At 62.5% G+C, this 22,140-nt stretch carries 26 protein-coding genes; 13 read left to right on the top strand and 13 right to left on the bottom strand.

The features are described 5' to 3' along the window. Window positions 1-75 precede the first annotated feature (75 nt). Complete coding sequence (locus ACIQUF_RS23605) at window positions 76-1,203, top strand: GNAT family N-acetyltransferase (protein ID WP_403135972.1); 1,128 nt, start codon at window positions 76-78, stop codon at window positions 1,201-1,203. An 8-nt stretch (window positions 1,204-1,211) separates the two neighbouring features. Here the strand turns inward: ACIQUF_RS23605 and ACIQUF_RS23600 are convergent, their stop codons facing one another. Further along, complete coding sequence (locus ACIQUF_RS23600; protein ID WP_403135970.1) at window positions 1,212-2,402, bottom strand: benzoate/H(+) symporter BenE family transporter; 1,191 nt, start codon at window positions 2,400-2,402, stop codon at window positions 1,212-1,214. A gap of 144 nt (window positions 2,403-2,546) precedes the next feature. On the opposite strand from ACIQUF_RS23600, the gene ACIQUF_RS23595 reads away from it, so the two are divergent. Continuing rightward, on the top strand, window positions 2,547-3,149 hold the full coding sequence (locus ACIQUF_RS23595) for a glutathione S-transferase family protein (protein WP_403135967.1): 603 nt from the start codon (window positions 2,547-2,549) through the stop codon (window positions 3,147-3,149). A gap of 96 nt (window positions 3,150-3,245) precedes the next feature. On the opposite strand, the gene ACIQUF_RS23590 is transcribed toward ACIQUF_RS23595, so the two are convergent. From ACIQUF_RS23590 to ACIQUF_RS23570, 5 genes are all read right to left on the bottom strand, one after another. Then, window positions 3,246-3,617, bottom strand: a complete 372-nt coding sequence (locus ACIQUF_RS23590; RefSeq protein WP_403135965.1) for a glutathione S-transferase N-terminal domain-containing protein — start codon at window positions 3,615-3,617, stop codon at window positions 3,246-3,248. A 58-nt stretch (window positions 3,618-3,675) separates the two neighbouring features. Further along, complete coding sequence (folE, locus tag ACIQUF_RS23585; RefSeq protein WP_145192085.1) at window positions 3,676-4,221, bottom strand: GTP cyclohydrolase I FolE; 546 nt, start codon at window positions 4,219-4,221, stop codon at window positions 3,676-3,678. Between the two features lie 70 nt (window positions 4,222-4,291). Beyond that, a complete protein-coding gene (locus ACIQUF_RS23580; RefSeq protein WP_400795563.1) occupies window positions 4,292-4,852 on the bottom strand; it encodes a Smr/MutS family protein in 561 nt (186 codons plus the stop codon). Window positions 4,853-4,923: 71 nt separating this feature from the next. Beyond that, entirely contained in the window at window positions 4,924-5,244 is a 321-nt protein-coding gene (locus ACIQUF_RS23575; protein WP_403135962.1) for a hypothetical protein, read from the bottom strand. 89 nt (window positions 5,245-5,333) lie between these two features. Further along, on the bottom strand, window positions 5,334-5,924 hold the full coding sequence (locus ACIQUF_RS23570; protein WP_403135961.1) for a cysteine hydrolase family protein: 591 nt from the start codon (window positions 5,922-5,924) through the stop codon (window positions 5,334-5,336). A gap of 179 nt (window positions 5,925-6,103) precedes the next feature. Here ACIQUF_RS23570 and prmB point away from each other — a divergent pair, with 179 nt between their 5' ends. Continuing rightward, a complete protein-coding gene (gene prmB, locus ACIQUF_RS23565; RefSeq protein ID WP_403135959.1) occupies window positions 6,104-7,012 on the top strand; it encodes a 50S ribosomal protein L3 N(5)-glutamine methyltransferase in 909 nt (302 codons plus the stop codon). 33 nt (window positions 7,013-7,045) lie between these two features. Here the strand turns inward: prmB and ACIQUF_RS23560 are convergent, their stop codons facing one another. Further along, window positions 7,046-7,834: a hypothetical protein gene (locus tag ACIQUF_RS23560; protein WP_403135957.1), complete on the bottom strand. Its 789-nt coding sequence runs from the start codon at window positions 7,832-7,834 to the stop codon at window positions 7,046-7,048. 81 nt (window positions 7,835-7,915) lie between these two features. Then, complete coding sequence (locus ACIQUF_RS23555; protein WP_403135956.1) at window positions 7,916-8,875, bottom strand: alpha/beta hydrolase; 960 nt, start codon at window positions 8,873-8,875, stop codon at window positions 7,916-7,918. 145 nt (window positions 8,876-9,020) lie between these two features. Between ACIQUF_RS23555 and aroC the strand changes: the two genes are divergently transcribed. The 3 genes from aroC (at window position 9,021) to ACIQUF_RS23540 (ending at window position 11,875) form a co-directional block, all read left to right on the top strand. Continuing rightward, window positions 9,021-10,112 carry a chorismate synthase gene (gene aroC / locus ACIQUF_RS23550; RefSeq protein WP_403135954.1) on the top strand — a complete coding sequence of 364 codons (1,092 nt, stop codon included), beginning with the start codon at window positions 9,021-9,023 and terminating at the stop codon, window positions 10,110-10,112. A 72-nt stretch (window positions 10,113-10,184) separates the two neighbouring features. Continuing rightward, a complete protein-coding gene (locus tag ACIQUF_RS23545; RefSeq protein ID WP_403135952.1) occupies window positions 10,185-11,339 on the top strand; it encodes an MFS transporter in 1,155 nt (384 codons plus the stop codon). Beyond that, on the top strand, window positions 11,339-11,875 hold the full coding sequence (locus ACIQUF_RS23540) for an oxidase (RefSeq protein ID WP_403135950.1): 537 nt from the start codon (window positions 11,339-11,341) through the stop codon (window positions 11,873-11,875). Before ACIQUF_RS23545 ends, ACIQUF_RS23540 begins: the two co-directional genes overlap by 1 nt. A gap of 89 nt (window positions 11,876-11,964) precedes the next feature. On the opposite strand, the gene ACIQUF_RS23535 is transcribed toward ACIQUF_RS23540, so the two are convergent. Continuing rightward, the gene (locus ACIQUF_RS23535) at window positions 11,965-12,237 is read right to left on the bottom strand and encodes a DUF3509 domain-containing protein (protein ID WP_027596016.1); all 273 of its coding nucleotides are present in this window, start codon (window positions 12,235-12,237) and stop codon (window positions 11,965-11,967) included. 267 nt (window positions 12,238-12,504) lie between these two features. Between ACIQUF_RS23535 and ACIQUF_RS23530 the strand changes: the two genes are divergently transcribed. Together ACIQUF_RS23530 and ACIQUF_RS23525 are read left to right on the top strand one after the other, a co-directional pair. Beyond that, complete coding sequence (locus ACIQUF_RS23530; RefSeq protein WP_403135948.1) at window positions 12,505-13,029, top strand: ankyrin repeat domain-containing protein; 525 nt, start codon at window positions 12,505-12,507, stop codon at window positions 13,027-13,029. Between the two features lie 60 nt (window positions 13,030-13,089). Continuing rightward, complete coding sequence (locus tag ACIQUF_RS23525) at window positions 13,090-13,620, top strand: hypothetical protein (protein ID WP_403135946.1); 531 nt, start codon at window positions 13,090-13,092, stop codon at window positions 13,618-13,620. Between the two features lie 96 nt (window positions 13,621-13,716). On the opposite strand, the gene ACIQUF_RS23520 is transcribed toward ACIQUF_RS23525, so the two are convergent. Further along, window positions 13,717-14,655 (bottom strand): ZIP family metal transporter, encoded by a 939-nt coding sequence (locus ACIQUF_RS23520; protein WP_403135944.1) that lies wholly within the window; start codon window positions 14,653-14,655, stop codon window positions 13,717-13,719. Window positions 14,656-14,782: 127 nt separating this feature from the next. On the opposite strand from ACIQUF_RS23520, the gene ACIQUF_RS23515 reads away from it, so the two are divergent. The 4 genes from ACIQUF_RS23515 (at window position 14,783) to ACIQUF_RS23500 (ending at window position 18,033) form a co-directional block, all read left to right on the top strand. Further along, a complete protein-coding gene (locus ACIQUF_RS23515; protein ID WP_403135942.1) occupies window positions 14,783-14,977 on the top strand; it encodes a PLDc N-terminal domain-containing protein in 195 nt (64 codons plus the stop codon). A gap of 149 nt (window positions 14,978-15,126) precedes the next feature. After that, window positions 15,127-17,184: an LTA synthase family protein gene (locus ACIQUF_RS23510; RefSeq protein ID WP_403135940.1), complete on the top strand. Its 2,058-nt coding sequence runs from the start codon at window positions 15,127-15,129 to the stop codon at window positions 17,182-17,184. Window positions 17,185-17,291: 107 nt separating this feature from the next. Further along, entirely contained in the window at window positions 17,292-17,528 is a 237-nt protein-coding gene (locus ACIQUF_RS23505) for a hypothetical protein (RefSeq protein ID WP_403135938.1), read from the top strand. 175 nt (window positions 17,529-17,703) lie between these two features. Then, the gene (locus tag ACIQUF_RS23500; protein WP_403135936.1) at window positions 17,704-18,033 is read left to right on the top strand and encodes a ribonuclease E inhibitor RraB; all 330 of its coding nucleotides are present in this window, start codon (window positions 17,704-17,706) and stop codon (window positions 18,031-18,033) included. A gap of 32 nt (window positions 18,034-18,065) precedes the next feature. Here the strand turns inward: ACIQUF_RS23500 and ACIQUF_RS23495 are convergent, their stop codons facing one another. Beyond that, window positions 18,066-18,866, bottom strand: coding sequence for a c-type cytochrome (locus ACIQUF_RS23495; protein WP_403135934.1), 801 nt, complete (start codon window positions 18,864-18,866; stop codon window positions 18,066-18,068). 527 nt (window positions 18,867-19,393) lie between these two features. Between ACIQUF_RS23495 and ACIQUF_RS23490 the strand changes: the two genes are divergently transcribed. Next, entirely contained in the window at window positions 19,394-20,113 is a 720-nt protein-coding gene (locus ACIQUF_RS23490) for an amidotransferase (protein WP_403135932.1), read from the top strand. A 30-nt stretch (window positions 20,114-20,143) separates the two neighbouring features. On the opposite strand, the gene ACIQUF_RS23485 is transcribed toward ACIQUF_RS23490, so the two are convergent. Beyond that, on the bottom strand, window positions 20,144-21,115 hold the full coding sequence (locus tag ACIQUF_RS23485; protein WP_403135930.1) for a magnesium and cobalt transport protein CorA: 972 nt from the start codon (window positions 21,113-21,115) through the stop codon (window positions 20,144-20,146). A 102-nt stretch (window positions 21,116-21,217) separates the two neighbouring features. Continuing rightward, window positions 21,218-21,907: a crotonase/enoyl-CoA hydratase family protein gene (locus tag ACIQUF_RS23480; protein WP_403135928.1), complete on the bottom strand. Its 690-nt coding sequence runs from the start codon at window positions 21,905-21,907 to the stop codon at window positions 21,218-21,220. Window positions 21,908-22,140 lie beyond the last annotated feature (233 nt).

Below are 22,140 nucleotides of genomic sequence, written 5' to 3'. Positions count from 1 at the left end.
CGGCCAGGCATTCGTCATTTGAGTGGGGGACGCTTGTTGCCTGATACTGATGCCTTCGAAAAGCGAGTCGAAAACGTGACCAGCCTCTACAGCCTTGCCCACCTGCGTGACCTGCCAGCGGCGACCTGGGACGCCCTGGTGCCTGCCGGCCAGCCGTTCCTGCGCCATGCGTTTCTCAGCGCCATGGAGGACAGCGGCAGCGTCGCCCCGGCCACCGGCTGGGCGGCTGAGCACCTGGTGCTGGAGCGCGACGGGCAGGTGCAGGCGTTGTTGCCGGCTTACCGCAAGTGGCACTCGTACGGCGAGTACGTGTTCGACCACGGCTGGGCCGACGCCTGCGAGCGTGCCGGCATCGCCTATTACCCCAAGCTGCTCGGCGCCGTGCCGTTCAGCCCGGTCAGCGGACCACGCCTGCTCACGGCCGACCCGGCCGATGGGCTGCTGGTGCTCCAGGCCTTGCCCGAATACCTGAGCAAAGCCGGGCTTTCCGGAGCGCACATCAACTTCACCGACCCGCAACTGGACAGCCAGCTGGCCGGGCTGCCGGGCTGGATGGAGCGCCTGGGTTGCCAGTACCACTGGCACAATCGTGGCTATCGGGACTTCCAGGACTTTCTCGATAGCCTGAGCTCGCGCAAGCGCAAGCAGATGCGCAAGGAGCGCGAGCAAGTGGCGGGGCAGGGCATCGACTTCCGTTGGTACCGGGGCGATGAGCTGGATGAGGCGCAGTGGGATTTCGTCTACCTGTGTTACGCCAATACCTACGCTGTGCGCAGGCGCTCGCCGTACCTCACCCGTGAATTCTTCAGCCTGCTGGCCGAGCGCATGCCCGAAGCGCTGCGGGTGGTGATGGCCCGTCAGGGTGGCCGTGATGTCGCCATGGCCCTGAGCCTGGTGGGCGGCGACAGCCTGTTCGGCCGGTACTGGGGTTGCCTGGACGAATTCGACCGGCTGCACTTCGAGACCTGTTTTTACCAGGGCATGGACTTTGCCATTGCCGAAGGCTTGCAGCGTTTCGATGCCGGCGCGCAGGGCGAGCACAAGTTGATTCGTGGTTTCGAACCGGTGCTGACGCGGTCGTGGCATTACCTGTTGCACCCCGGCCTGCGGCGGGCGGTAGAGGATTTTCTACGCCAGGAGCGGGCCGGCGTGCAAGGCTATGCCGAGCAGGCGCGGGAGATGCTGCCCTACCGCCGGGAGTGACGGCGTGTTCAGGCTTTGCGCGGGTTGAGGATCAGCAAGGTCAGCACCCCCGCGACAATCCCCCAGAAGGCCGAGCCGATTGAAAACAGCGTGAACCCTGACGCCGTGACCATGAAGGTGATCAACGCCGCCTCACGCTCACGCGCCTCGCCCATGGCCACGGTCAGGCCGTTCATGATCGAGCCGAACAGCGCCAGTGCCGCAATCGACAGCACCAACTCCTTCGGCAGCGCGGCGAACAGCGCTGCCAGGGTGGCACCGAACACGCCGGCAATGCCGTAGAAAATTCCGCACCACACGGCAGCGGTGTAACGCTTGCTCGGGTCCTCATGGGCATGTGGCCCCGTGCAGATCGCGGCGCTGATGGCCGCCAGGTTCACCCCATGGGAGCCAAACGGTGCCAGCAACAGCGAGGCAAAGCCTGTCGCTGAAATCAGCGGTGAGGCCGGCACCTGGTAGCCGTCGGCGCGCAACACGGCAACGCCCGGCATGTTCTGCGAAGTCATCGCCACCACAAACAGCGGGATGCCGATACTGATGGTCGCGGCCAGCGAGAAGCTTGGCGTGGTCCATACCGGCGTGGCGACCTGCAGCGTGAAGCCGCTGAAGTCCAACAGGCCAAGGGCGCCGGACAGCGCCGTGCCCACCAGCAGTGCAGCCAGCACGCAATAGCGCGGCGACAGGCGCTTGACCAGCAGGTAACTGAAGAACATGCCCAGCACCAGCAGCGTGCGGTGCTGGGCGGCGACGAAGATTTCGCTGCCGATCTTGAACAGAATGCCGGCCAGCAAGGCCGAGGCCAGGGATGCCGGAATGCGTTTGACCAGGCGCTCGAAGCTGCCGGTCAGGCCACAGATGAGCACCAGCACCGCACAGGTGACGTAGGCGCCAATCGCTTCGCCATAGCTGACCCCGCCCAGGCTGGTGATCAACAGCGCCGCACCTGGGGTCGACCATGCCACGGTGACCGGTGTGCGATAGCGCAGCGACAGGCCGATGCTGCAGACCGCCATGCCGATCGACAAAGCCCAGATCCACGATGAGATCTGCGCGGTGGTCAGGCCCGCGGCCTGGCCGGCCTGGAACATCAGCACCAGCGAGCTGGTGTAGCCGGTGAGCATGGCGATGAAGCCGGCGACCACCGCCGACGGAGAGGTGTCTGCCAGGGGCCGCAGGCGTGCGGAGGTGGCATTGGTCATGGGGTATGTCCTTGTCCATGTGTAAGCATTTTTTTCAGACTAACGCGGCGAAGGTTGATCCTTGCCATACAGCAGGCATTGCTTTTAGCCGTACAGTCGCCAACTATTGGGCACGATTGCGCAACTGCATGGGAGGGAGGGGCGATGTACAAGGTCTATGGCGATTACCAGTCGGGCAACTGCTACAAGGTCAAGCTGATGCTGAGCTTGCTGGGCCGTCCGTACGAATGGCACCCGGTAAACATCCTCAAGGGCGAGACCGAAACGCCAGAGTTCCTGGCCATGAACCCCAATGGCAAGGTGCCGGTGCTCAAGCTGGAAGACGGTACCTGCCTGTGGGAGTCCAACGCCATCCTCAACTTCCTCGCCGATGGCAGCGAGTACCTGCCCAGCGAGCCACGCTTGCGAACCCAGGTGCTGCAGTGGCAGTTTTTCGAGCAGTACAGCCATGAGCCATACATTGCCGTGGCGCGGTTCATCCAGTTCTACCTGGGCTTGCCGGACGAGCGCGTGGAGGAATACCGCAAGTTGCACAAGGGCGGCTACAAGGCGCTGAAGGTGATGGAGCGGCAGTTGCAGATGACGCCGTACCTGGTGGGGGAGCAGTACTCGATTGCCGATGTGGCGTTGTATGCGTACACCCATGTGGCGCATCAGGGTGGGTTTGATCTGGCCGAATACCCTGGGGTCAGGGCATGGTTGGAGAGGGTGGCTGCACATCCTCGGCATGTGCCGATGGTGGATTGAGCCTGCAGGGGCCTCATCGCGGCTGAAGCCGCTCCTACAGGTACCGCGCAGTGCCTGTAGGAGCGGCTTCAGCCGCGATGAGGCCGGCAAGTGATATCAAATAGCTGCAAACCGCTTGTCCAGGTAAGCAATGATGGCCTTGGACTCATACATCCAGGTCACCTCGCCGGCCTCCTCGATGCGCAGGCACGGCACCTTCACCCGGCCACCCCCTTCAAGCAACGCCTGGCGGTGCACCGCATCGTTCTTGGCATCACGCAGCGCCACCGGCACGTTCAGGCGGTGCAAGGTGCGGCGGGTCTTCACGCAAAACGGGCAAGCATGAAACTGGTACAGCGCAAGGCCTTTGGCTTCCTGCTCGACACGCGCCTGGGCGGCGGCATCGCGCTTGCGCTTGGCCGGGCGGCTGATCCAGTCGCCGAATACGATGAGCTGGCCGAGGCCGACCCGCAAGGCTTTGACGATCATGGGCAACTCCTGAAATGAAAAAGCCGACCCTCAGGGCCGGCTCGGGATCACGCGCCGATCACTTGATCAGGCTGAGGAACTCGCTGCGGGTGGCGGCGTTGTCACGGAACTCACCCAGCATCACCGAGGTGAGCATGGTCGAATTCTGCTTCTCCACACCACGCATCATCATGCACATGTGCTTGGCTTCGATGACCACGGCCACGCCTGCGGCGCCGGTGACCTGCTGCACGGCATCGGCGATCTGGCGGCTGAGGTTTTCCTGGATCTGCAGGCGGCGGGCGTACATGTCGACGATCCGCGCAACCTTCGACAGGCCCAATACCTTGCCCTTGGGCAGATAGGCGACGTGGGCCTTGCCGATGAACGGCAGCATGTGATGTTCGCACATCGAGTACAGCTCGATGTCCCGGACCAGCACCATTTCGCTGTTGTCGGAGGTGAACAGCGCGCCGTTGGTCACTTCTTCCAGCGTCTGCTCATAACCGCGGCAAAGGTACTTCATGGCCTTTGCAGCCCGCTTGGGCGTGTCGAGCAGGCCCTCACGGGAGACGTCCTCGCCGATCTGGCTGAGGATCTCGGTGTAGTTCTGTTCCAGGGACATGTATCTACCTGTGGGAAAAAATCGCAAAAACGAAGGTTACGGCGGCAAAGCCTGCGCTGCAAGCGCGGCGTTACTCGTCGCGGCCTTCCATCATGGTCCGTTTGAGCATCACGTATACCGCGCCGGTGCCGCCGTGGCGGGCCTGGCAGGAGGTGAAACCGAGCACCTGCGGGTGCTGGCGCAGCCAGGTGTTGACGTGGCTCTTGATCATTGGGCGCTTGCCGTCCAGGCGTGCGGCCTTGCCGTGGGTCACGCGTACACAGCGCACTTCCAGCTTGGTGGCTTCGGCGATGAAGGCCCAGAGGGTCTCACGGGCTTTCTCGACACTCATGCCGTGCAGGTCGAGGCTGCCCTCGAAGGCGATCTGGCCGAGCTTGAGCTTGCGGATCTGGCTTTCCTGCACGCCATCGCGGCGCCACATCAGGTCATCTTCGGCGCCCACGTCGATGACGAACTGGTCGGACAGGCCGTCGATCACCAGCGTTTGATCACTGCGTATGGTCGCTGCCTGGCGCAAACCAGCCAGTTGCTTGCGGTCGGCCTTGGGCTTGCCGACTTCGGCACGGTCATGCTTGATCGGCTTTACGCCGCGCACTTCGGCGCTGAAGAGGGAAAAATCGTCGTCTTGCATGGTGCCTCCACGTGGGCGGCGTAGTTTACGCGATCAACCCCATGACGTCAGCACTGGCCCTTGCGGACGCTTCAATCGTGCTTCTTCATCAGGTGCGGCGACAGGTTGAGCTCCCGCCCGCGACGCAGGCGAATGCGGCTGCGCCGCCAGAAGCGCACACCCAGATACAGCATCACCAACCCGACCCCGGCAAGGATGCTGGCAAGGGGGCGGTTGGCATTGAGTTCGGCAAACGCCGAATAGTTACCGAGCAACCCGGCAAATCCGGCCATGGCCAGTAGCACGCCGAACGTTGCCAGCAGGGCCGACAGGCCGGCGGCCAGGCGGGCACCCCAGTTACGCGGTTCGCGCTGGCGCAGACGCTTGGCGTCGAAACTGCCTTTGAGCTTCATTCCGATTTCCTCTGTGGACATCCGGAATCCGACCTGCAGCGCCCCATTGGGTTCCGCCCGGCTGCCGGGCGGTCGTCACTGTGCCAGGCTCAGATCAAGCTGGCAGTCGGGGCAACGCAGGCGAAGTTGTCGGCCATCACGGCCATTTCGCATTCGTGGATCAGCGCGGCGGGGATCACGCGATCCTTGAGCGCCAGGTCGCGGGTTGCCGAGGCGTCTTCCACCAGGGTGCAACGATAACCATAGTCCTTCGCCCGGCGCACGGTGGTGCTGACGCTGGAATGGCTCATGAAACCGCAGACGATCAGGTCGAGGTGACCCAACTCCTGCAGGGTTTCGTGCAGCTTGGTGTTCTTGAACGCATTGGGCATGCGTTTTTCGATGATGATTTCACCGTCGCGAGGCTCCAGCCCCGGGATGAATTCACCTGCAGCGCCTTGCGGGTCGAAACGCCCACCGACGGTGCCGAGGTGGCGGACGTGGATGATCGGACGGCCGGCCTTGCGGGCGGCGTCGAGCAACCTGGCGATGTTGGCCACGGCCTCGTCCATGCCCGACAGCGCGAGCGGACCACTGAGGTACTCCTTTTGCGCATCGATGATGATCAGGCTGGCTTGGCTCAGCTTGGCCGGCGGGTAGTCGCGGCCAGTGAGGCGGAACATCGTGGTTGGAACGGACATCAATGGCTCCTTGGAAGGGCTTTTGTATACCTATTCTCCCTTGCCTTGACGCCAATGGGAATGGTTGACATCGCATCCAGCGTAGTTACTGGCCTGTGGCTACCCGGCGGACGATTCGCAGCAACAATTGTGCGGTGCGGGCTGTTAGACTTTTGGATGGTCTGAATTAGGAGTACCCCGTGATCACATCTCGTCTGCGCACGTTGCGCGACCACATCCGCTGGGCGGTCAGCCGCTTCCATGAGCACGAGCTGTTCTTCGGCCACGGCGCCGACAATGCCTGGGACGAAGCCCGGCTGCTGGTGCTCGGCGCCGTGCACCTGCCGTGGGAGGTGGCCGACAGCTACCTGGACTGCCAGCTCGAAGACGACGAGCGGGTACGCCTGCAGCACTTGCTCAAGCGCCGCATCGAAGACCGTGTGCCAACCGCCTATCTGCTGGGCGAGGCGTGGTTCTGTGGCATGTCGTTCATTGTCGACGAGCGCGTGCTGGTACCTCGCTCGCCGATCGGCGAACTGATCGAGAAGCGCTTCGAACCATGGCTGGCCAGTGAGCCGGCGCGCATCCTCGATTTGTGCACCGGTTCCGGTTGCATTGGCATCGTCGCCGCCGAAGTGTTCCCCGAGGCCGAGGTGGTGTTGGCTGACTTGTCCTTCGACGCGCTAGAAGTGGCCAACCAGAACATCGAGCGTCACGGCCTCGACGAGCGCGTGTTCACCGTGCAGGGCGATGGTTTCGCCGGCCTGCCGGGGCAGCGTTTCGACCTGATCCTGTCCAACCCGCCCTATGTCGATGCCGAAGACTTCGGCGACATGCCGGCCGAGTATCACCACGAACCGGAGATGGGCCTGGCCTGCGGCAACGATGGGCTCGACCTGGTCCGGCGCATGCTCGCCGAGGCGGCCGAGCACCTGACCGACAAGGGCCTGTTGATCGTCGAGGTGGGCAACAGCCAGGTGCATGTCGAGGCGCTGTACCCCGAGGTCGATTTTGCCTGGCTGGAATTCGAGCGCGGCGGGCACGGCGTGTTCATGCTGACGGCGGAGCAGTGCCGGCAGCATCAGGAACTGTTCAAAGCGCGGGTCTAACTGGCTTAGGGGCTGCATAGCAGCCCCGGGTTTCTAACGGGTGGCAATCCAGATCAGCAGGCCGGCCTGGAACACGGCAAACGCCACCAGGCAGGTGATGGTGAAACGCAAGCCGCTGTCTTCGCGTCGGTACTTGGCCACCCGCTCATCGCGCTCGCGCAGCTGCGTTTCCTTCTCCAGCAGATTCTGCTCGGCCTGCTGCAGCATCCCGGCGGCGTCGAGAATGCCCACGCGCTGCACCTTCTCGCTGTTCCAGCCGCCCTTGAGCTGGCCGACCGTGGCCTCGACCGTGCGCCCTTTGAGGTGCTGCGGGTCGGCATATTCGACTTCGAGGCCCGTAGCGCTGATGAATCGGTCACGGCGCAGGCGCGTGTCTTCGTTCAGCGCATCCTTGTTCGGCAGCGCCATGCCTTCGACCCGATAGTGTGACCACTTGCGCTGCAGCCATTGCACGGCCTGGGACATCATGAAGCGGCCTAGGCCGCGGTTTAGAGGCTCCAGTTGAAGGCCACTGTCGCTGCCGAGCGTTACCAGGCGCTCGGTATGGTCGACACGCACATCCAGCAGGTTCTGTTCCTTGCGCACTTTCTGCCCGGGCAGGCGGATTTCCATGCGCAGCAGGCTGTGCGCCTTGTCGTGGCGCTCGGCATGGCCGAACTCGACGAAACGCAGCGGCCGTGCCCCGCTGTTGCGGTCGGTGGGCAGCGGCGCCAGGCGCAGCAACTCGAAGTGTTCGACAGCAAGGTCGGCCCACGGCAGCGTGGCGCTGTCCGGGGCTTGCGGCTCTTCGGCCGGCTCTACGGCGACGGGGGCATCGGTCATCACGGCGTTCTCAAATACAGGCCAATACCGAGCTTATCGGCAGTATTGGCCAGGACCTGAGGCAAATAAGCTGCGATCTCTTTAGGCAGAGGGCAGCTGGTGAATGAACGTCACCAGGCGTTGGCCGAGTTCGCGGGCCAGTGGCAATTCCGGGTTGAGGTAGCTCTCGCGTTGTTGGCTCATGGCCTTGGGACTGATGCGCAGCATGTGGTTCATGCCGTCGATCAGCACCAGTTGGGCATCCGGTTTGGCGGCCTTGAGGCGCTCGGCGTCGGCCACGTCTACCTGGATGTCGTTGCGGCCCTGAACGATCAGCGCAGGCATCGGCAGGCGTGCGAAGGCCTGGGCTGGGTCCTGGCGGAACAAGGAGATCAGGTACGGCTGCACGCTGGGGCGGAACACCTGGCGCAGTGGGGCGGGTACATCCAGGGTGGTCTGCCCGGCTTGCAGGCGGTCGAGCAGGGCGCTGCCACGGGCCAGTTGCGCCGATGGCAGGCGTTGCGCCAGTTGTTCACGCACGACATCGGCGATGGGCCGACCGCTGCCAGCCAGGGTGATCACCGCGCTGGCGCCCGCTTGCTCGGCGGCCAGGCTGGCGATCAACGCGCCTTCGCTGTGGCCGACCAGGATCAGTTGGCCGAAGCGCGGGTCGGCCTTGAGCTTGCGGCCCCAGGCCACGACGTCGGCGACATAGCGCTCGACGCTGAGGTTGCGCTCATCGGGTGTGGCCGGCAGGCTGGCGGCCACGCCGCGCTTGTCATACCGCACGCTGGCAATGTGCTCATTGGCCAGCAGCAGGGCCAGGCGCTTGAGGTTGTCGATGCGCCCCGAGGCCGGGTTGTTGCCATCGCGGTCGGTGGGGCCGGAGCCGGCGATGATCAATACCACCGGAGGTGGGGTGGCCTGTTGCGGGAGCAGCAGGCTGCCGTGCAGCACGCCCTGGCCGGTGTCGAGGTCGATGGGGCGTTGCAACACGGTTGGCGCAGCGGCCTGGGCCAGGCCAGAGCAAAACAGGAAGAGCAGGGCGACAAGGCGCGACATCGGGCGGTACTACATGGGGAGATGTCGGTTTGACCCAGTGTTTGCGGGAAGGTTCGGCAAACTCGCCTGTACAGGCGAGCAACCCGCGTGAAATTTTCCGTATACTGGCCGCCTCGTTCACCTCAGGCAGACTCGCGGAGCGTCCATGTCCGGCAATACCTACGGCAAGCTGTTCACTGTCACCACCGCTGGCGAAAGCCATGGCCCGGCGTTGGTCGCCATTGTCGATGGCTGCCCACCGGGCCTGGAAATCTCGCTCGCCGACCTGCAGCATGACCTCGACCGGCGCAAGCCCGGCACCAGCCGGCACACCACCCAGCGCCAGGAACCGGATGAAGTGGAGATCCTCTCCGGCGTATTCGAAGGGCGCACCACCGGTTGCTCGATCGGCCTGCTGATCCGCAACACCGACCAGAAGTCCAAGGACTACTCGGCGATCAAGGACCTGTTCCGCCCGGCTCACGCCGACTACACCTACCACCACAAATACGGCATTCGTGACTACCGTGGCGGTGGCCGCAGCTCGGCCCGCGAAACCGCCATGCGCGTGGCGGCCGGTGCCATCGCCAAGAAGTACCTGGCCACCCAGGGCATTCAGGTGCGTGGCTACATGAGCCAGCTGGGCCCGATCGAAATCCCGTTCAAGACCTGGGACTCGGTGGAAGACAACGCATTCTTCAGCCCGGATCCTGCCAAGGTGCCGGAGCTGGAGGCCTACATGGACCAGCTGCGCCGTGACCAGGATTCGGTCGGGGCGAAGATCACCGTGGTCGCTGAAGGCGTGATGCCGGGGCTGGGCGAGCCGATCTTCGATCGTCTCGATGCCGAACTTGCGCATGCGCTGATGAGCATCAACGCGGTCAAGGGTGTGGAAATCGGTGCAGGTTTCGCCAGCATCGCCCAGCGCGGCAGCGAGCACCGTGACGAGCTGACCCCCGAAGGCTTCCTCAGCAACAACGCCGGCGGCATTCTGGGCGGCATCAGCTCGGGCCAGCCGATCGTCGCCCACCTGGCGCTGAAACCGACCTCCAGCATCACCGTGCCGGGCCGCTCGATCGATGTCGATGGCAACCCGGTCGAAGTCATCACCAAGGGCCGTCACGACCCGTGCGTGGGCATCCGCGCCACGCCGATCGCCGAGGCGATGATGGCCATCGTGCTGATGGACCACCTGTTGCGTCATCGGGCGCAGAATGCCGAGGTGAAGGTCGGGACCCCGGTGCTGGGCCAGCTCTGATCCTACAGTGGCGGCCTCTTCTCGGGCTTGCCCCGCGAAGAGGCCGGTTCAGGCACCCCAAAAGGCCCGCCCATGCCCCCAATTCCCTACTGGCGCCTGTCCAGTTTCTACCTCTTCTACTTCGCCCTGCTAGGCTCGACCGCCCCATTCCTCGCTCTCTATTTCGATCACCTGGGTTTTTCCCCCGCACGCATCGGCGAGCTGGTGGCCATCCCCATGCTGATGCGTTGCATCGCCCCCAACCTGTGGGGCTGGCTGGGTGACCGCAGCGGCCAGCGGCTGCTGATCGTTCGCCTGGGGGCATTGTCGACCCTGGCCACCTTTTCGCTGATCTTCTTCGGCAAGAGCTACGCCTGGCTGGCACTGGTGATGGCGTTACACGCGTTCTTCTGGCACGCGGTGCTGCCGCAATTCGAGGTCATCACCCTGGCCCACCTGCATGGCCAGACGTCGCGCTACAGCCAGGTGCGGCTATGGGGCTCGATTGGTTTCATTCTCACCGTGGTCGGCCTGGGCCGGTTGTTCGAGTGGCTGAGCCTGGATATTTACCCCGTGGCGCTGGTGACCATCATGGCCGGCATCGTCGCCGCCAGCCTGTGGGTGCCCAATGCCCAGCCGGTGGAGCAGGGCGAACGTCGTGAGGCGGGCGGCTTTCTGCGTCAACTGATGGCCCCTGGGGTGGTCGCCTTCTATATCTGTGTTGCCTTGATGCAGCTCAGCCACGGACCTTATTACACCTTCCTCACCTTGCACCTGGAACACCTGGGCTACAGCCGCGGTGCCATCGGCCTGTTGTGGGCGTTGGGGGTGGTGGCCGAAGTGCTGATCTTCATGGCCATGAGCCGCATCTTCGCGCGCTTCAGCGTGCAGCAGGTGCTGCTGGCCAGCTTCCTGCTGGCCTCGTTGCGCTGGTTGTTGCTGGGTAACCTGGCGGATCAGCCGGGTGTGCTCATCCTCGCCCAAGTGTTGCATGCGGCCACGTTCGGCTGCTTCCACGCCGCGTCCATCGCCTTCGTGCAGGCCAGCTTCGGCGCGCGTCAGCAAGGGCAGGGCCAAGCCCTGTACGCGGCGCTGTCGGGCACCGGCGGTGCGCTGGGGGCGTTGTATTCGGGCTACAGCTGGAATCTGCTGGGGCCGACCTTCACCTTTGGTATGGCCAGCGCCGCAGCACTGGCGGCAGCCGTTATCATTGCCACTCGTTCGAAATCGATCAGGACCCGCCGCTGATGAGCATCCTCTGTGTTTTCCACCCGTCGAGCCCAGGCTTGCCGAACAAGGTACTGACCCACCACGACGATATCGCCTCGACCTTGGCCGAGCAGGGCGTGGCGTTCGTCCATACGCCGCTGGAACTGCGCGTACGTCCTGGTAGTAGCCAGGAGGAAGTGCTTGAGGTATGCCGTGAGCACCTCGACCAACTGATGACTGCACATGGCAGCGCTGCCTTCTCCTTGCTCAACCGTGATGGTGTCGACCCAGAATATGCCGACCTGCGCGATGAGCATGTCCACGAAGCTGAAGAGGTGTTTGCGGTGGTGACTGGTCGCGCCCAGGTCGGCCTGCGCCTGGGGGACTATGTCTATACCGTGTTGTGCGAGAAAGGTGACCAGCTGGTGATACCGGCCGGCAGCCGGCGCTGGTTGGAACTAGGGGATAACCCGTTCTGCCTGGCATTGCGCATATTTGCCAGTGAACCGGGTCTGGAAGCGAAATTTACCGGTGATGCGACTGCCCGCCTGTACGCGGGAATCGACGAACTTTAGTGTCCGCTCCGGCCGCTGCAGGTATCGGTACCCCGCCATCCCTATGGGCAATGCAGTACCGTACCTGCGGCAGCCGGTGCAGACAAAACTCAGCGATAGGTCGGCAGAGCAAAGCGCTGCTGACTCTGCAACATCGAAATCACCGGCAGCTCACTGGCCTGTTCGGCCAAATCACGGCGAATGGCGCTGATCGCCCAGGACAGCTGCTCGGCACTGTGCAATTGCCCGTAGGTCAGCACACGGCGGGTGACCTTGCCATCGGCGGCGCGCAGGGTCAGCAGGACACCGCCATCGGGGCGAGGCTGGGTTGCGACCTGATAGGCCGAAAACACCGAGACGAACTTTTCCTGAATGAGGTCCATATCAACTCCTGACTGATGTGTGGGCAGACGTGAGTTGATGATTGCAGTGAACGTGCCAATTCTTGCTCTGTTGAAAATTCCTTTAAATTCAATGGTTTGAGTGATTTGTTAGAAGGCGGTGTCGTGCAGGCTGCATGGTCGTGCATTTTGCATAGTGCAATATGCACGAGTCTGGCTGTAGCTATCGGCCCCATAGATTCTGAACCTTTGACCTGCTGAGCATGCCTGACAAACACTTGGGCAATCTTTTCTGCCAGGAGGTTCCAGATGTCCGATCAACCCGCACCCGCCGCCATGACCGATGAAGAAACCGCCGCGTTCGCCGAGCAGGTCTTCGAACGCGCTCGCCAGGGCGATGCCCAGATGCTCGAACGGTTGCTGGCCAGTGGCCTTCCTCCCGACCTGCGTAATCACAAGGGTGACACGCTGTTGATGCTGGCCAGCTACCACGGCCACTTCGAAGCCGTGCAGGTGCTGCTGGCCCATGGTGCCGACCCGCTGATCGCCAATGACAACGGTCAACTGCCGATTGCAGGCGCTGCGTTCAAGGGTGACCTGGCGATGATCCGCCTGCTGCTGGAAAACGGTGTGCCGGTGGATGCCGCGGCCCAGGACGGGCGTACCGCGCTGATGCTGGCGGCCATGTTCAACCGCAGCGAGATCCTCGACTACCTGCTGACCCAGGGCGCCGACCCGGCCCGCCAGGATGCACGCGGCGCCACCGCATTGATGGCTGCCCAGACCATGGGCGCGGCGGACACGGCAGCACGCCTGCAGGCGCTGGCCGGCTAACCGTTTGGGGGCGTTTGCGGCTATCCTTGGCGACTTTTCACCCGCCGCAGGCCCCCTTACATGAAAAACCAGTTGCTCGAATTCATCAGCCTCATCGCCGCCGGCTGCATGCGCGATGAAGACATCGAGCGCATCGCCGACGAGGCCGCCCAGGCCTACGCCGACCCCGCTGCCTTCCTCGCCGCCAACCCGGACATCAACTACGACGACAGCTTCCCCATCCCGTTGGGCGAGTGGGTGGTGCTCGGCAGCCTGCCGGACACTGTGGTGTTCCAGGCCGACAGCTACCAGGACCTGTTCCAGCAGATCAGCGATTCGTTCGACAAGAGCGTGCCGTTCACCCTCAAGGCCAAGCAGTTGGCGCGGACCGAGCCGCTGACGGCGCTGAATCGTATTCAGGTGCAGATGGGGGCGTTGAACAAAGAGGCTGGTGGGTATGTGCTGCTCAACTTCAGCCAGTTGCTCGATGATGAGTTGCAGGTGGTGATGGTTGGCCAAAACGACCTGGCGCGGGTGCTGGAGTTGGGGGGGGAGGTTGGGATCAAGGTTGAGCCGGCTTTGGAAGCTTTGAAGGTCGCGGTTCACAATTGAGTTGATGGGTTGGTAGGGCCGGCTTCATCGCGGATGAATCCGCTCCCACATGGAGCGGATTCATCCGCGATGAGGCCGGCCCAGGCAATCAAGATTTCAACCCAGCGCAGTATCCAGAAACATCATCACCGCAAACCCACCCATCAACCCCAGTGTCGCCGAAGTCTGGTGGCCATTGCGATGAGTCTCGGGAATCACCTCGTGGGACACCACGAAGATCATCGCCCCCGCCGCCAACCCCATGCTGATTGGATAGGCCAGGGCAAAACCGGTGGAAATCCCCAGGCCGATCACCGCGCCCAGCGGTTCCATCAGGCCTGAACCGATCGCCACCAGCGCCGCCTTGAAGTTCGACAACCCCGTCGCACGCAAGGCCAGCGCTACGGCCAGTCCCTCGGGAATGTCCTGAATGGCAATCGCGCTGGTCAGCGGCAAGCCGATATTCATGTCGCCATTGGCGAAGCTCACGCCAATGGCCATGCCTTCCGGCAGGTTGTGCAGGGTAATCGCCAGCACGAACAGCCATACCCGGCTGATGCGCTCGGCCTCGGGGCCGCAGCGCCCGGTGCTTTCATGTTCGTGCGGGGTAAAGCGGTCGAGGCCGAGCATCAGCAACACGCCCAGGCCCATGCCCAACACCACGGTAAAGGCTGCGGCCGGGCCGTTGCCGGTAATTTCGCGGGCCGCATCCAGCCCCGGCAAGATCAACGAGAACGAACTGGCCGCGAGCATCATGCCGGCGGCGAAGCCCAGCATCACATCCTGGCTGCGCGCGCTGACGTCGCGCAGTATCACGGCGAGCACCGCGCCCAGCGCCGTAGCCCCGAAGCCGGAAAGACCGCCGAGCAACGCCAGGTGCAAGTTGTCGGCATGGTCGCCGTTGATGGCATTCCAGAAACTCGCCGCCAGTAGCACGATGACCGCCAGCAGGCTTACCCCCAGGCCGGCGCTGAGCCAAGGGGTGTTCACCGCCTGTTGCTTCCAGGCGCTCAGCAACGAGTGTGGGGCGGCGCTTTGAGTGTGGGCTGGGGGCATGCGAACCTCGAAATCGATGGATACCGGCAGTCTACCCAGTGACCTGCGGGGCAGGCCAAGGATTCCCTTCTATCGACGTGATAGCTGGCTATGCTGTGCAGCATGCACCTTCGACGGGAGTTTTGGCATGGGTTCCACATTCAATGGGCTGGTTGGCCTGATCATTCTGGCCCTGGATATCTGGGCGATCCTCAATGTGATAAAGAGCGGTAGCGAGGTCGGGATCAAAGTCCTGTGGATCCTGCTGATCGCTTTGTTGCCAGTAGTAGGTTTGGTGATCTGGGCGATTGCCGGGCCCAGGGGCAATGTGCGGATCGGATAACGGCAATTTGCTGGCAAAGACAAAATCAGCAACAGCCCCGTGACAAAATTTTCACATTGGTTTAAACAGAATCCGCACCCGCACAATGCTGCGTTGGTCTAGCACCGGCGCCATCCCCGCAATCACGCAATCCTAGGACCTCTCCATTCATGGCTAACACGGATGCCTTGAAGCAACAGGGCGCGCGAGCTTTTACGCCGACCTTGAAATCGCACCTGGCCTACACGCTGCTCTGCGGCCTGGTGATCATGTTGATGCTCAGCCTGGTACGCCTGGCACTGCTGCTCTACAACAGCGACATGATCGGCGACACCCCTTACTCGACGGTCGCTGAAGGCTTCCTCAACGGTTTGCGCTTCGACCTGCGGGTGGTGGTGTACCTGAGCATTCCGCTGCTGCTGGCAATCCTCAGCCCTTGGGCCATGGCCCAGCGCGGCCTGTTCCGTTTCTGGCTGACCATCACCTCGAGCATCGTGATGTTCCTCGGCTTGATGGAAATGGACTTCTACCGCGAGTTCCACCAGCGCCTCAACGGCCTGGTCTTCCAGTACATCAAGGAAGACCCGAAGACCGTCATGAGCATGCTCTGGTACGGCTTCCCGGTGGTCCGCTACCTGCTGGCCTGGCTGTTCGGCACCTGGTTGCTGAGCCTGCTGTTCAAGGGTATCGACCGCCTGACCCGCGGCAATGGCCTGCAACGCGTGGCGCCGTGGTACCACCGCCTGGCGGTGTTCATGGTGATCCTGCTGGTGGCCGTGGTCGCCGCCCGTGGCACCCTGCGCCAGGGCCCGCCGATGCGCTGGGGGGATGCCTTCACCACCGATTCCAACTTCGTCAACCAGCTGGGCCTGAACGGTACCTTGACCCTGATCGACGCAGCCAAGAGCCGCTTCGGTGAAGATCGCGCCAATATCTGGAAACCGGTCCTGGAGCAGAACCTGGCCACCCAGACCGTGCGTGAACAGTTGCTGACCCCGCACGACACCCTGGTCGACGCCGACGAAGCCGCCATCCGCCGTGACTTCGTGCCACCGGCCGAGCGTACCCTGCCGGTCAAGAACGTCGTGGTGATCCTCATGGAGAGCTTCGCCGGTCACTCGGTCGGCGCCCTGGGCAGCCCGAACAACATCACCCCATACTTCGACAAACTGGCAAAAGAAGGGCTGCTGTTCGACCGCTTCTTCTCCAACGGCACCCATACCCACCAGGGCATGTTCGCCACTATGGCCTGCTTCCCCAACCTGCCGGGCTTCGAATACCTGATGCAGACCCCGGAAGGCGGTCACAAATTGTCCGGCTTGCCAGCGCTGCTCAGCGCCCGCGACTACGACGATGTGTACGTCTACAACGGCGATTTCGCCTGGGACAACCAGTCCGGTTTCTTCGGCAACCAGGGCATGACCACCTTCATCGGCCGTAACGATTTCGTCGATCCGGTGTTCTCCGACCCGACCTGGGGCGTGTCCGACCAGGACATGTTCGACCGCGGTAACGAAGAACTGGCCAAGCACGATGGTAAAAAGCCGATCTACGCGCTGCTGCAGACGCTGTCCAACCACACGCCGTATGCGCTGCCCAAAGACCTGCCGGTCGAGAAGGTCACCGGCCAGGGCCGCCTGGACGAGCACCTGACCGCCATGCGCTACTCCGACTGGGCGCTGGGCCAGTTCTTCGAGAAGGCCCGCAAGGAGCCGTACTTCAAGGACACCCTGTTCGTCATCGTTGGCGACCACGGCTTCGGCAACCACCAGCAGGTCACCGAACTCGACCTGGGCCGCTTCAACGTGCCGTTGCTGCTGATTGCACCGGGCATCCAGGAAAAGTTTGGCGCAGTCGACCACACTGTCGGCACCCAGGTCGACATCGTGCCGACCATCATGGGCCGCCTCGGTGGCCAGGCGCGTCACCAGTGCTGGGGCCGCGACCTGCTCAACCTGCCTGAGGGTGACCAGGGCGTGGGCATGATCAAACCGTCGGGTAGCGAGCAGATCGTGGGTCTGGTGCAGGGTGATCGTATCCTCATCGAATCCAAGGACATGAGCCCACGCCTGTACCGCTACCAGTTGGGCAGCGAGTTCAAGGCCGAGTTGATCGAAAGCCCGGATCAGCCTGAGATGCTCAAGAAGCTTGAGGCCTACATCCAGACGGCGACCAAGAGCCTGCTGGATAACACCGCAGGCGTCGTGCACGGCACGCCAAAGGACTAAAAGCGAAAGCCCGCCCTGGGCCGGATCGGACTGAACAAATCCCCCGGCCCACGGTCAAGCTATAACAGGCATCACCCCAGATGTTCTCTGCTTGAGAGGGCTATTCGATGAAAGAGTGGGAAGTCATCTTTGCCGACCAGAAAGGCGAGCCAACCACACTGCTGTTGCGTGGTGAACAGTGCCCTAGCGAGGAGGAAGCGGCTCGCGCCATCCGTTCGCATCTTTTTCCGGTCATGGACGAGCTTGATCTCAACGACTTCCAGGACCGCACTCCATCCCCCACTGCACGCTGGCTCAAAGAGCAGAACGGCGTGGTCATAACCCGCATCCAAGAAGCTTCCTGACCCGCAGGTTGGCGTGGTGCCCTGGTAGGCACTACGCTGGTGGGAGGTGTTGGCCTGTTCTGCGGGGCTGCACCTGTTTCATTCGCGTCTTGCATCAGCTCGATCTGCCCGGCCATGCCGGCGGGTGCGTAGTGCACGGAAAGTCTATCCATTGCGTTATTCAGGAGGACGATTCATGAGCAGCCACGACGATATCAGCAGCAATGTCCTGCGCCAGATGAAAGCTGGCGGTTTCGATTTCAGCCAGATCCACCCCATCGAGTTCTATGCGGTTTTTCCAGATGAAGCCGGCGCGCGGCGAGCGGCCGGGCAGTTTCGCGGCGAGTCGCTCAATGCTCAGGTGCATGAACGGGACGATGGTGTGTGGCACCTGGAATTGAGCAAGGTCATGTACGCCACCTATGGCGGCATCGGTGACTTCGAAGAGGCTTTCGAGCAGGTCGTCTCACCCTATGGCGGGGAGGTAGAGGGGTGGGGGGTCAAGCAAGAGCGGCCGATGGCCTGATCCAACCTGGGGCGCAGAGCGCCCCTAAGCCTTTAAGGCTTGCGCTTGGCCATATGGGCCAGATAGGCAAGCAACGCATCCAATTCCTGCTCACTCAGTACGCTTTCGCTAAACCCGGGCATCCGCGCCTGCGGCCATTGCCGCAGGCTTTGCGGGTCGCGGATGTATTGGCGCAGGAAGGTCGGCTGGAAATACTCGGTTGGGTTATGCGGCACATTCAGGTCCGGCCCGAACTGCGCATCCCCTGCGCCATTGAGCCGATGGCAGGCCAGGCAGTTCTGTTTGAACAGGGCGAAGCCCTGGCGTACGGGGTCATTGGCGGGTAGTTCCGCGGCGGGCAGTAGTGCTGGGAAGCGCTGTTCGACCGCTGCCAGGCGGCGGATCGTGGCGATCTGGAACGGCCATTGCTCGGGACGGATGCCGCTCGCCTGCGGATCGGTCCACACCAGATAGAACGGCCCCGCGCTCGGCTTGCCCTTGCCCAGTGGCGGCCACGGTGTGCCAGGGTCCTCCACCGCCAGCCAGGCGCGCGCCGGGCCATCCTGTAGCAGCGGCGCGGCGGGCATTTCGGCGGCGAAACCATCCAGCGCAACCGCTTGCAAGTGGTCACGCGCATCGATGCCCTGCAGCAGCGATGCGAGCGGCACGGCGCGATAGCGCATAGGGCGTTTATAGGAAACGTCCTGCTCGACGCTGATTTCCCGGGCCTGCGGCAGGCTCAGCAGCTCGGCGCTGTCCCATTGGCGCGGCGTGCCGCCAAGTTCCAGGTGCAGTTGCGCCGCCGACAGCGGCAGATTGAAAAGCAGGGCTAGCAGGGCAATGCAGTGGCGCATGGGCAATCTCCGACCGTCATGGCCGGCAGATTACCTGCGCATTACCTGTCAAGGCCACAGCCACCATCATCCGAACAAACGTGTGAGGTTCGGCAAGATCAGCAGCAAAGTCGTGGCGAATAAAATGAGCCCAGCTTGGCGAAGTTTCGATTGTCTGTACATGGCGGACCGCCTTCTTGTTGTTATTCCTGAATACCCGTTGGCTTCCTTGTCGCGTTTCGGGTCGATCACCGCAGCGTGAGTCCACGCCCGTACCACTTACCTCTTTGAATCGATATACAACCAACAGTAGGGGGTGCGTCATCCTTGTTTCAGAACCCTTTCTTCTATTGAAACAAGTGATCAATCGCGATCTGCTATGAGGCCATAAGCCAGCTCGCTGGCACGCTCTGGCTAGACAGTTGCGCGTGCCCCCCTTACAACCCGACAGAATGTGACCGTTCGTCAGTACAGCCTACTTGCTTGTACGTGCCATTCGCGGCAGTCTCTACAGCAGATTACCACCCATGTCGTTCAGGACTATCCCTATGTCGTTACGCATCTGCATCCTTGAAACCGATGTCCTGCGACCGGAGTTGACCGCGCAGTACCAGGGCTACGGAAGGATGTTCGAGCAGCTCTTCTCGCGGCAGCCGATTGCAGCCGAGTTTCGTGTGTACAACGTGATGAACGGCGACTATCCCGCCGAAGACGAACGTTTCGATGCTTACCTGGTGACCGGCAGCAAGGCCGACTCGTTCGGCACCGATGCGTGGATCCAGACCCTCAAGGCCTACCTGCTGAAACTCTACGAGCGCGGCGAGAAGCTGCTTGGCGTGTGTTTTGGTCACCAGTTGCTGGCGTTGACCCTGGGCGGCAAGGCCGAGCGCGCCGACAAGGGCTGGGGCGTGGGCATTCATCGCTATTCGCTGGCGGCGCATGCGCCGTGGATGGACCCGGAGGTTTCCGAGCTGACCTTGCTGATCAGCCACCAGGACCAGGTGACCGCGCTGCCCGAAGGCGCCACGGTCATCGCGTCGAGCGATTTTTGCCCGAATGCGGCGTATCACATCCGCGATCAGGTGCTGTGCTTCCAAGGGCATCCGGAGTTTGTCCACGACTACTCGCGGGCGCTGCTCGATGCGCGTCAGGAGTATCTGGGCGATGAGGTCTACCACAAGGCGATTGCCAGCCTGGCCAGCGAACACCAGGGCGACCTGGTCGGCGAGTGGATGATGCGCTTTATTCAGCAGCCGACCAAAGCGTGATTCGATGGGGCTACAAAGCAGCCCCACGATTTACAGCCAGCCCGATCTCTTGAAACTGGCAAACAGTCCCGCGCAGCCCAACCCGATCACTCCCAGCACACCAAAATACCCATACTGCCAACCCAGCTCAGGCATGTTCTGGAAGTTCATCCCGTAGATCCCGGCTATGGCTGTGGGGAAGGCCAAGATCGCCGCCCACGCCGCGAACTTGCGCTGCACGATGCTTTGCCTTGAAGACTCCAGCAGCATGCCGATCTCGATGGTCTGGCTGGCGATGTCACGAATCCCGGCCAGGTCTTCCATCTGCCGCGTCACGTGGATCTGCACGTCGCGAAAGTACGGGCGCATGTTCTTGTCAATGAATGGGAAGCTCAGGCGCTGCAGTTCCTCGCTCACTTCCACCATCGGCGCCACATAGCGGCGCAGGCGCAGGATATCGCGGCGCAGGCTGTGCAGGCGGCGGATGTCTTCTTCGAGCAACGAGCCGCTGAGCACACTTTGCTCCAGCTCCTCGATCTCGCCATGGATGGCTTCGCTGACCGGCTGATAGTTTTCGGTAACGAAGTCGAGCAGGGCATAGAGCACGAAATCTTCACCATGCTCCAGCAGCAGCGGGCGCGCTTCGCAGCGTTGCCGCACCAGGGCGTAGGATTTCGAGTGGCCGTTGCGGCAGGTGATGATGTAACCGTTGCCGGCGAAGATGTGGGTTTCGATGAACTCCAGCTTGCCTTCATGGCGCACCGGCGAATAGGTGACGATGAACAGCGCGTCGCCGAAGGTTTCAAGCTTGGGCCGGCTGTGTTTCTCCAGGGCATCCTCGATGGCCAGTTCGTGCAGGTTGAACTGGCATTGCAGGTTGGCCAGCTCCTCGGCGTTGGGTTCTTCCAGGCCGATCCAGACAAAATGCCCAGGCTTGCGCGCCCACTCGCTGCCCTCGTCGATGCTGATATTGGTGACCTTTCTGCCGGCGCTGTATACCGCCGATGCCACGACTCGACCCATGGTTATCCACTTGTTCGGTTGCACACGGGTGACAGCTTGGGCTGTCTGGAGCAGGACGGCAACCTGGCGGGTGCCAACTTACCGTCCATGGGGGCGCAAGATTCAGCCCATATGCCCCTGATCCAGCTCAATGGCTTCATCCAGAGCGTCCAGCAGCCCCTTGCGCACCTTCAACTTGGTGTTCTTGTGCGCCAGCATGTTCAGCTTCTTCAGCTCGCGTGCAGCGGCCAGGGCGGTATCGAGCAACTGTTCTGCAGGCACCACCTTGTCGAGGAAGCCAGCTTCCACCGCGCCTTGAGGGTCGAAGATCTCGGCATTGTTCACCGAGCGCTGGAAGGCGGCGCGGCTCAGGCGGTCGCGGGCCAGTTCGATGCCGGCGTGGTGCATGGTCATGCCGATCTGCACTTCGTTCAGGCAGATCTTGTACGGGCCTTCCACGCCGATACGGTAATCGGCCGAAAGCAACAGGAAGGCGCCTTTGGCGACGGCATTGCCAGGGCAGGCGACGATCACTGGGAACGGGTGCGACAGCAGGCGTCGGGCAAGGGTTGAACCGGCGGTGACCAGGCTTACGGCTTCCTTGGGCCCGGCGGTCATCACTTTAAGGTCGTAGCCTCCGGACAGAATGCCCGGCTGGCCAGTGATGATCACCACGGCACGGTCTTCCTTGGCGCGGTCGAGGGCGGCATTGAAGGCGGTGATGACATCCGGCGAGATGGCATTGACCTTGCCGTTGTTCAGGGTCAGGGTGGCGATGCCGTCTTCGGCGTGGTAGGTAATCAGCTCGCTCATGGCAGAGTCCTTTAGGGTGCGTGGCGATGACGTTACCCAGCGCCGCGGGCCAGGTAAAGCAGCAAGGCTGACTGGCCAGTCAGCGTCAGGTCGCCGTGCCTTGCGCTGCCGGGGCAGGGCTTAGGTTTGCGGAAAAAGCGCAGGCGAGATTGGCAGCATTGCCCTGGTAACCTCGGTTTTTCAGCGGGTTGGCTTAAATACATGAAAAAACTGAAAAAAATGCTTGCCAAAGA

It is taken from the genome of Pseudomonas sp. NPDC090233, from assembly GCF_044772285.1.
In the GTDB taxonomy this organism is placed as follows: Bacteria; Pseudomonadota; Gammaproteobacteria; order Pseudomonadales; family Pseudomonadaceae; genus Aquipseudomonas.
This window is presented reverse-complemented; position numbering and strand designations above follow the sequence as displayed.

Excerpts from the sequence above, each read along its gene's own strand:
- ACIQUF_RS23545 (WP_403135952.1), top strand. The coding sequence starts at position 10,185 with ATGCCCCCAATTCCCTACTGGCGCCTGTCCAGTTTCTACCTCTTCTAC.
- ACIQUF_RS23485 (WP_403135930.1), bottom strand. The coding sequence starts at position 21,115 with ATGGGTCGAGTCGTGGCATCGGCGGTATACAGCGCCGGCAGAAAGGTC.
- ACIQUF_RS23570 (WP_403135961.1), bottom strand. The coding sequence starts at position 5,924 with ATGTCCGTTCCAACCACGATGTTCCGCCTCACTGGCCGCGACTACCCG.
- ACIQUF_RS23520 (WP_403135944.1), bottom strand. The coding sequence starts at position 14,655 with ATGCCCCCAGCCCACACTCAAAGCGCCGCCCCACACTCGTTGCTGAGC.
- ACIQUF_RS23505 (WP_403135938.1), top strand. The coding sequence starts at position 17,292 with ATGAAAGAGTGGGAAGTCATCTTTGCCGACCAGAAAGGCGAGCCAACC.
- ACIQUF_RS23495 (WP_403135934.1), bottom strand. The coding sequence starts at position 18,866 with ATGCGCCACTGCATTGCCCTGCTAGCCCTGCTTTTCAATCTGCCGCTG.
- ACIQUF_RS23580 (WP_400795563.1), bottom strand. The coding sequence starts at position 4,852 with ATGCAAGACGACGATTTTTCCCTCTTCAGCGCCGAAGTGCGCGGCGTA.
- ACIQUF_RS23535 (WP_027596016.1), bottom strand. The coding sequence starts at position 12,237 with ATGGACCTCATTCAGGAAAAGTTCGTCTCGGTGTTTTCGGCCTATCAG.
- ACIQUF_RS23490 (WP_403135932.1), top strand. The coding sequence starts at position 19,394 with ATGTCGTTACGCATCTGCATCCTTGAAACCGATGTCCTGCGACCGGAG.
- ACIQUF_RS23500 (WP_403135936.1), top strand. The coding sequence starts at position 17,704 with ATGAGCAGCCACGACGATATCAGCAGCAATGTCCTGCGCCAGATGAAA.
- ACIQUF_RS23515 (WP_403135942.1), top strand. The coding sequence starts at position 14,783 with ATGGGTTCCACATTCAATGGGCTGGTTGGCCTGATCATTCTGGCCCTG.
- ACIQUF_RS23560 (WP_403135957.1), bottom strand. The coding sequence starts at position 7,834 with ATGACCGATGCCCCCGTCGCCGTAGAGCCGGCCGAAGAGCCGCAAGCC.
- aroC (WP_403135954.1), top strand. The coding sequence starts at position 9,021 with ATGTCCGGCAATACCTACGGCAAGCTGTTCACTGTCACCACCGCTGGC.
- ACIQUF_RS23510 (WP_403135940.1), top strand. The coding sequence starts at position 15,127 with ATGGCTAACACGGATGCCTTGAAGCAACAGGGCGCGCGAGCTTTTACG.
- ACIQUF_RS23530 (WP_403135948.1), top strand. The coding sequence starts at position 12,505 with ATGTCCGATCAACCCGCACCCGCCGCCATGACCGATGAAGAAACCGCC.
- folE (WP_145192085.1), bottom strand. The coding sequence starts at position 4,221 with ATGTCCCTGGAACAGAACTACACCGAGATCCTCAGCCAGATCGGCGAG.
- ACIQUF_RS23595 (WP_403135967.1), top strand. The coding sequence starts at position 2,547 with ATGTACAAGGTCTATGGCGATTACCAGTCGGGCAACTGCTACAAGGTC.
- ACIQUF_RS23540 (WP_403135950.1), top strand. The coding sequence starts at position 11,339 with ATGAGCATCCTCTGTGTTTTCCACCCGTCGAGCCCAGGCTTGCCGAAC.
- ACIQUF_RS23575 (WP_403135962.1), bottom strand. The coding sequence starts at position 5,244 with ATGAAGCTCAAAGGCAGTTTCGACGCCAAGCGTCTGCGCCAGCGCGAA.
- ACIQUF_RS23480 (WP_403135928.1), bottom strand. The coding sequence starts at position 21,907 with ATGAGCGAGCTGATTACCTACCACGCCGAAGACGGCATCGCCACCCTG.
- ACIQUF_RS23600 (WP_403135970.1), bottom strand. The coding sequence starts at position 2,402 with ATGACCAATGCCACCTCCGCACGCCTGCGGCCCCTGGCAGACACCTCT.
- ACIQUF_RS23590 (WP_403135965.1), bottom strand. The coding sequence starts at position 3,617 with ATGATCGTCAAAGCCTTGCGGGTCGGCCTCGGCCAGCTCATCGTATTC.
- ACIQUF_RS23555 (WP_403135956.1), bottom strand. The coding sequence starts at position 8,875 with ATGTCGCGCCTTGTCGCCCTGCTCTTCCTGTTTTGCTCTGGCCTGGCC.
- ACIQUF_RS23525 (WP_403135946.1), top strand. The coding sequence starts at position 13,090 with ATGAAAAACCAGTTGCTCGAATTCATCAGCCTCATCGCCGCCGGCTGC.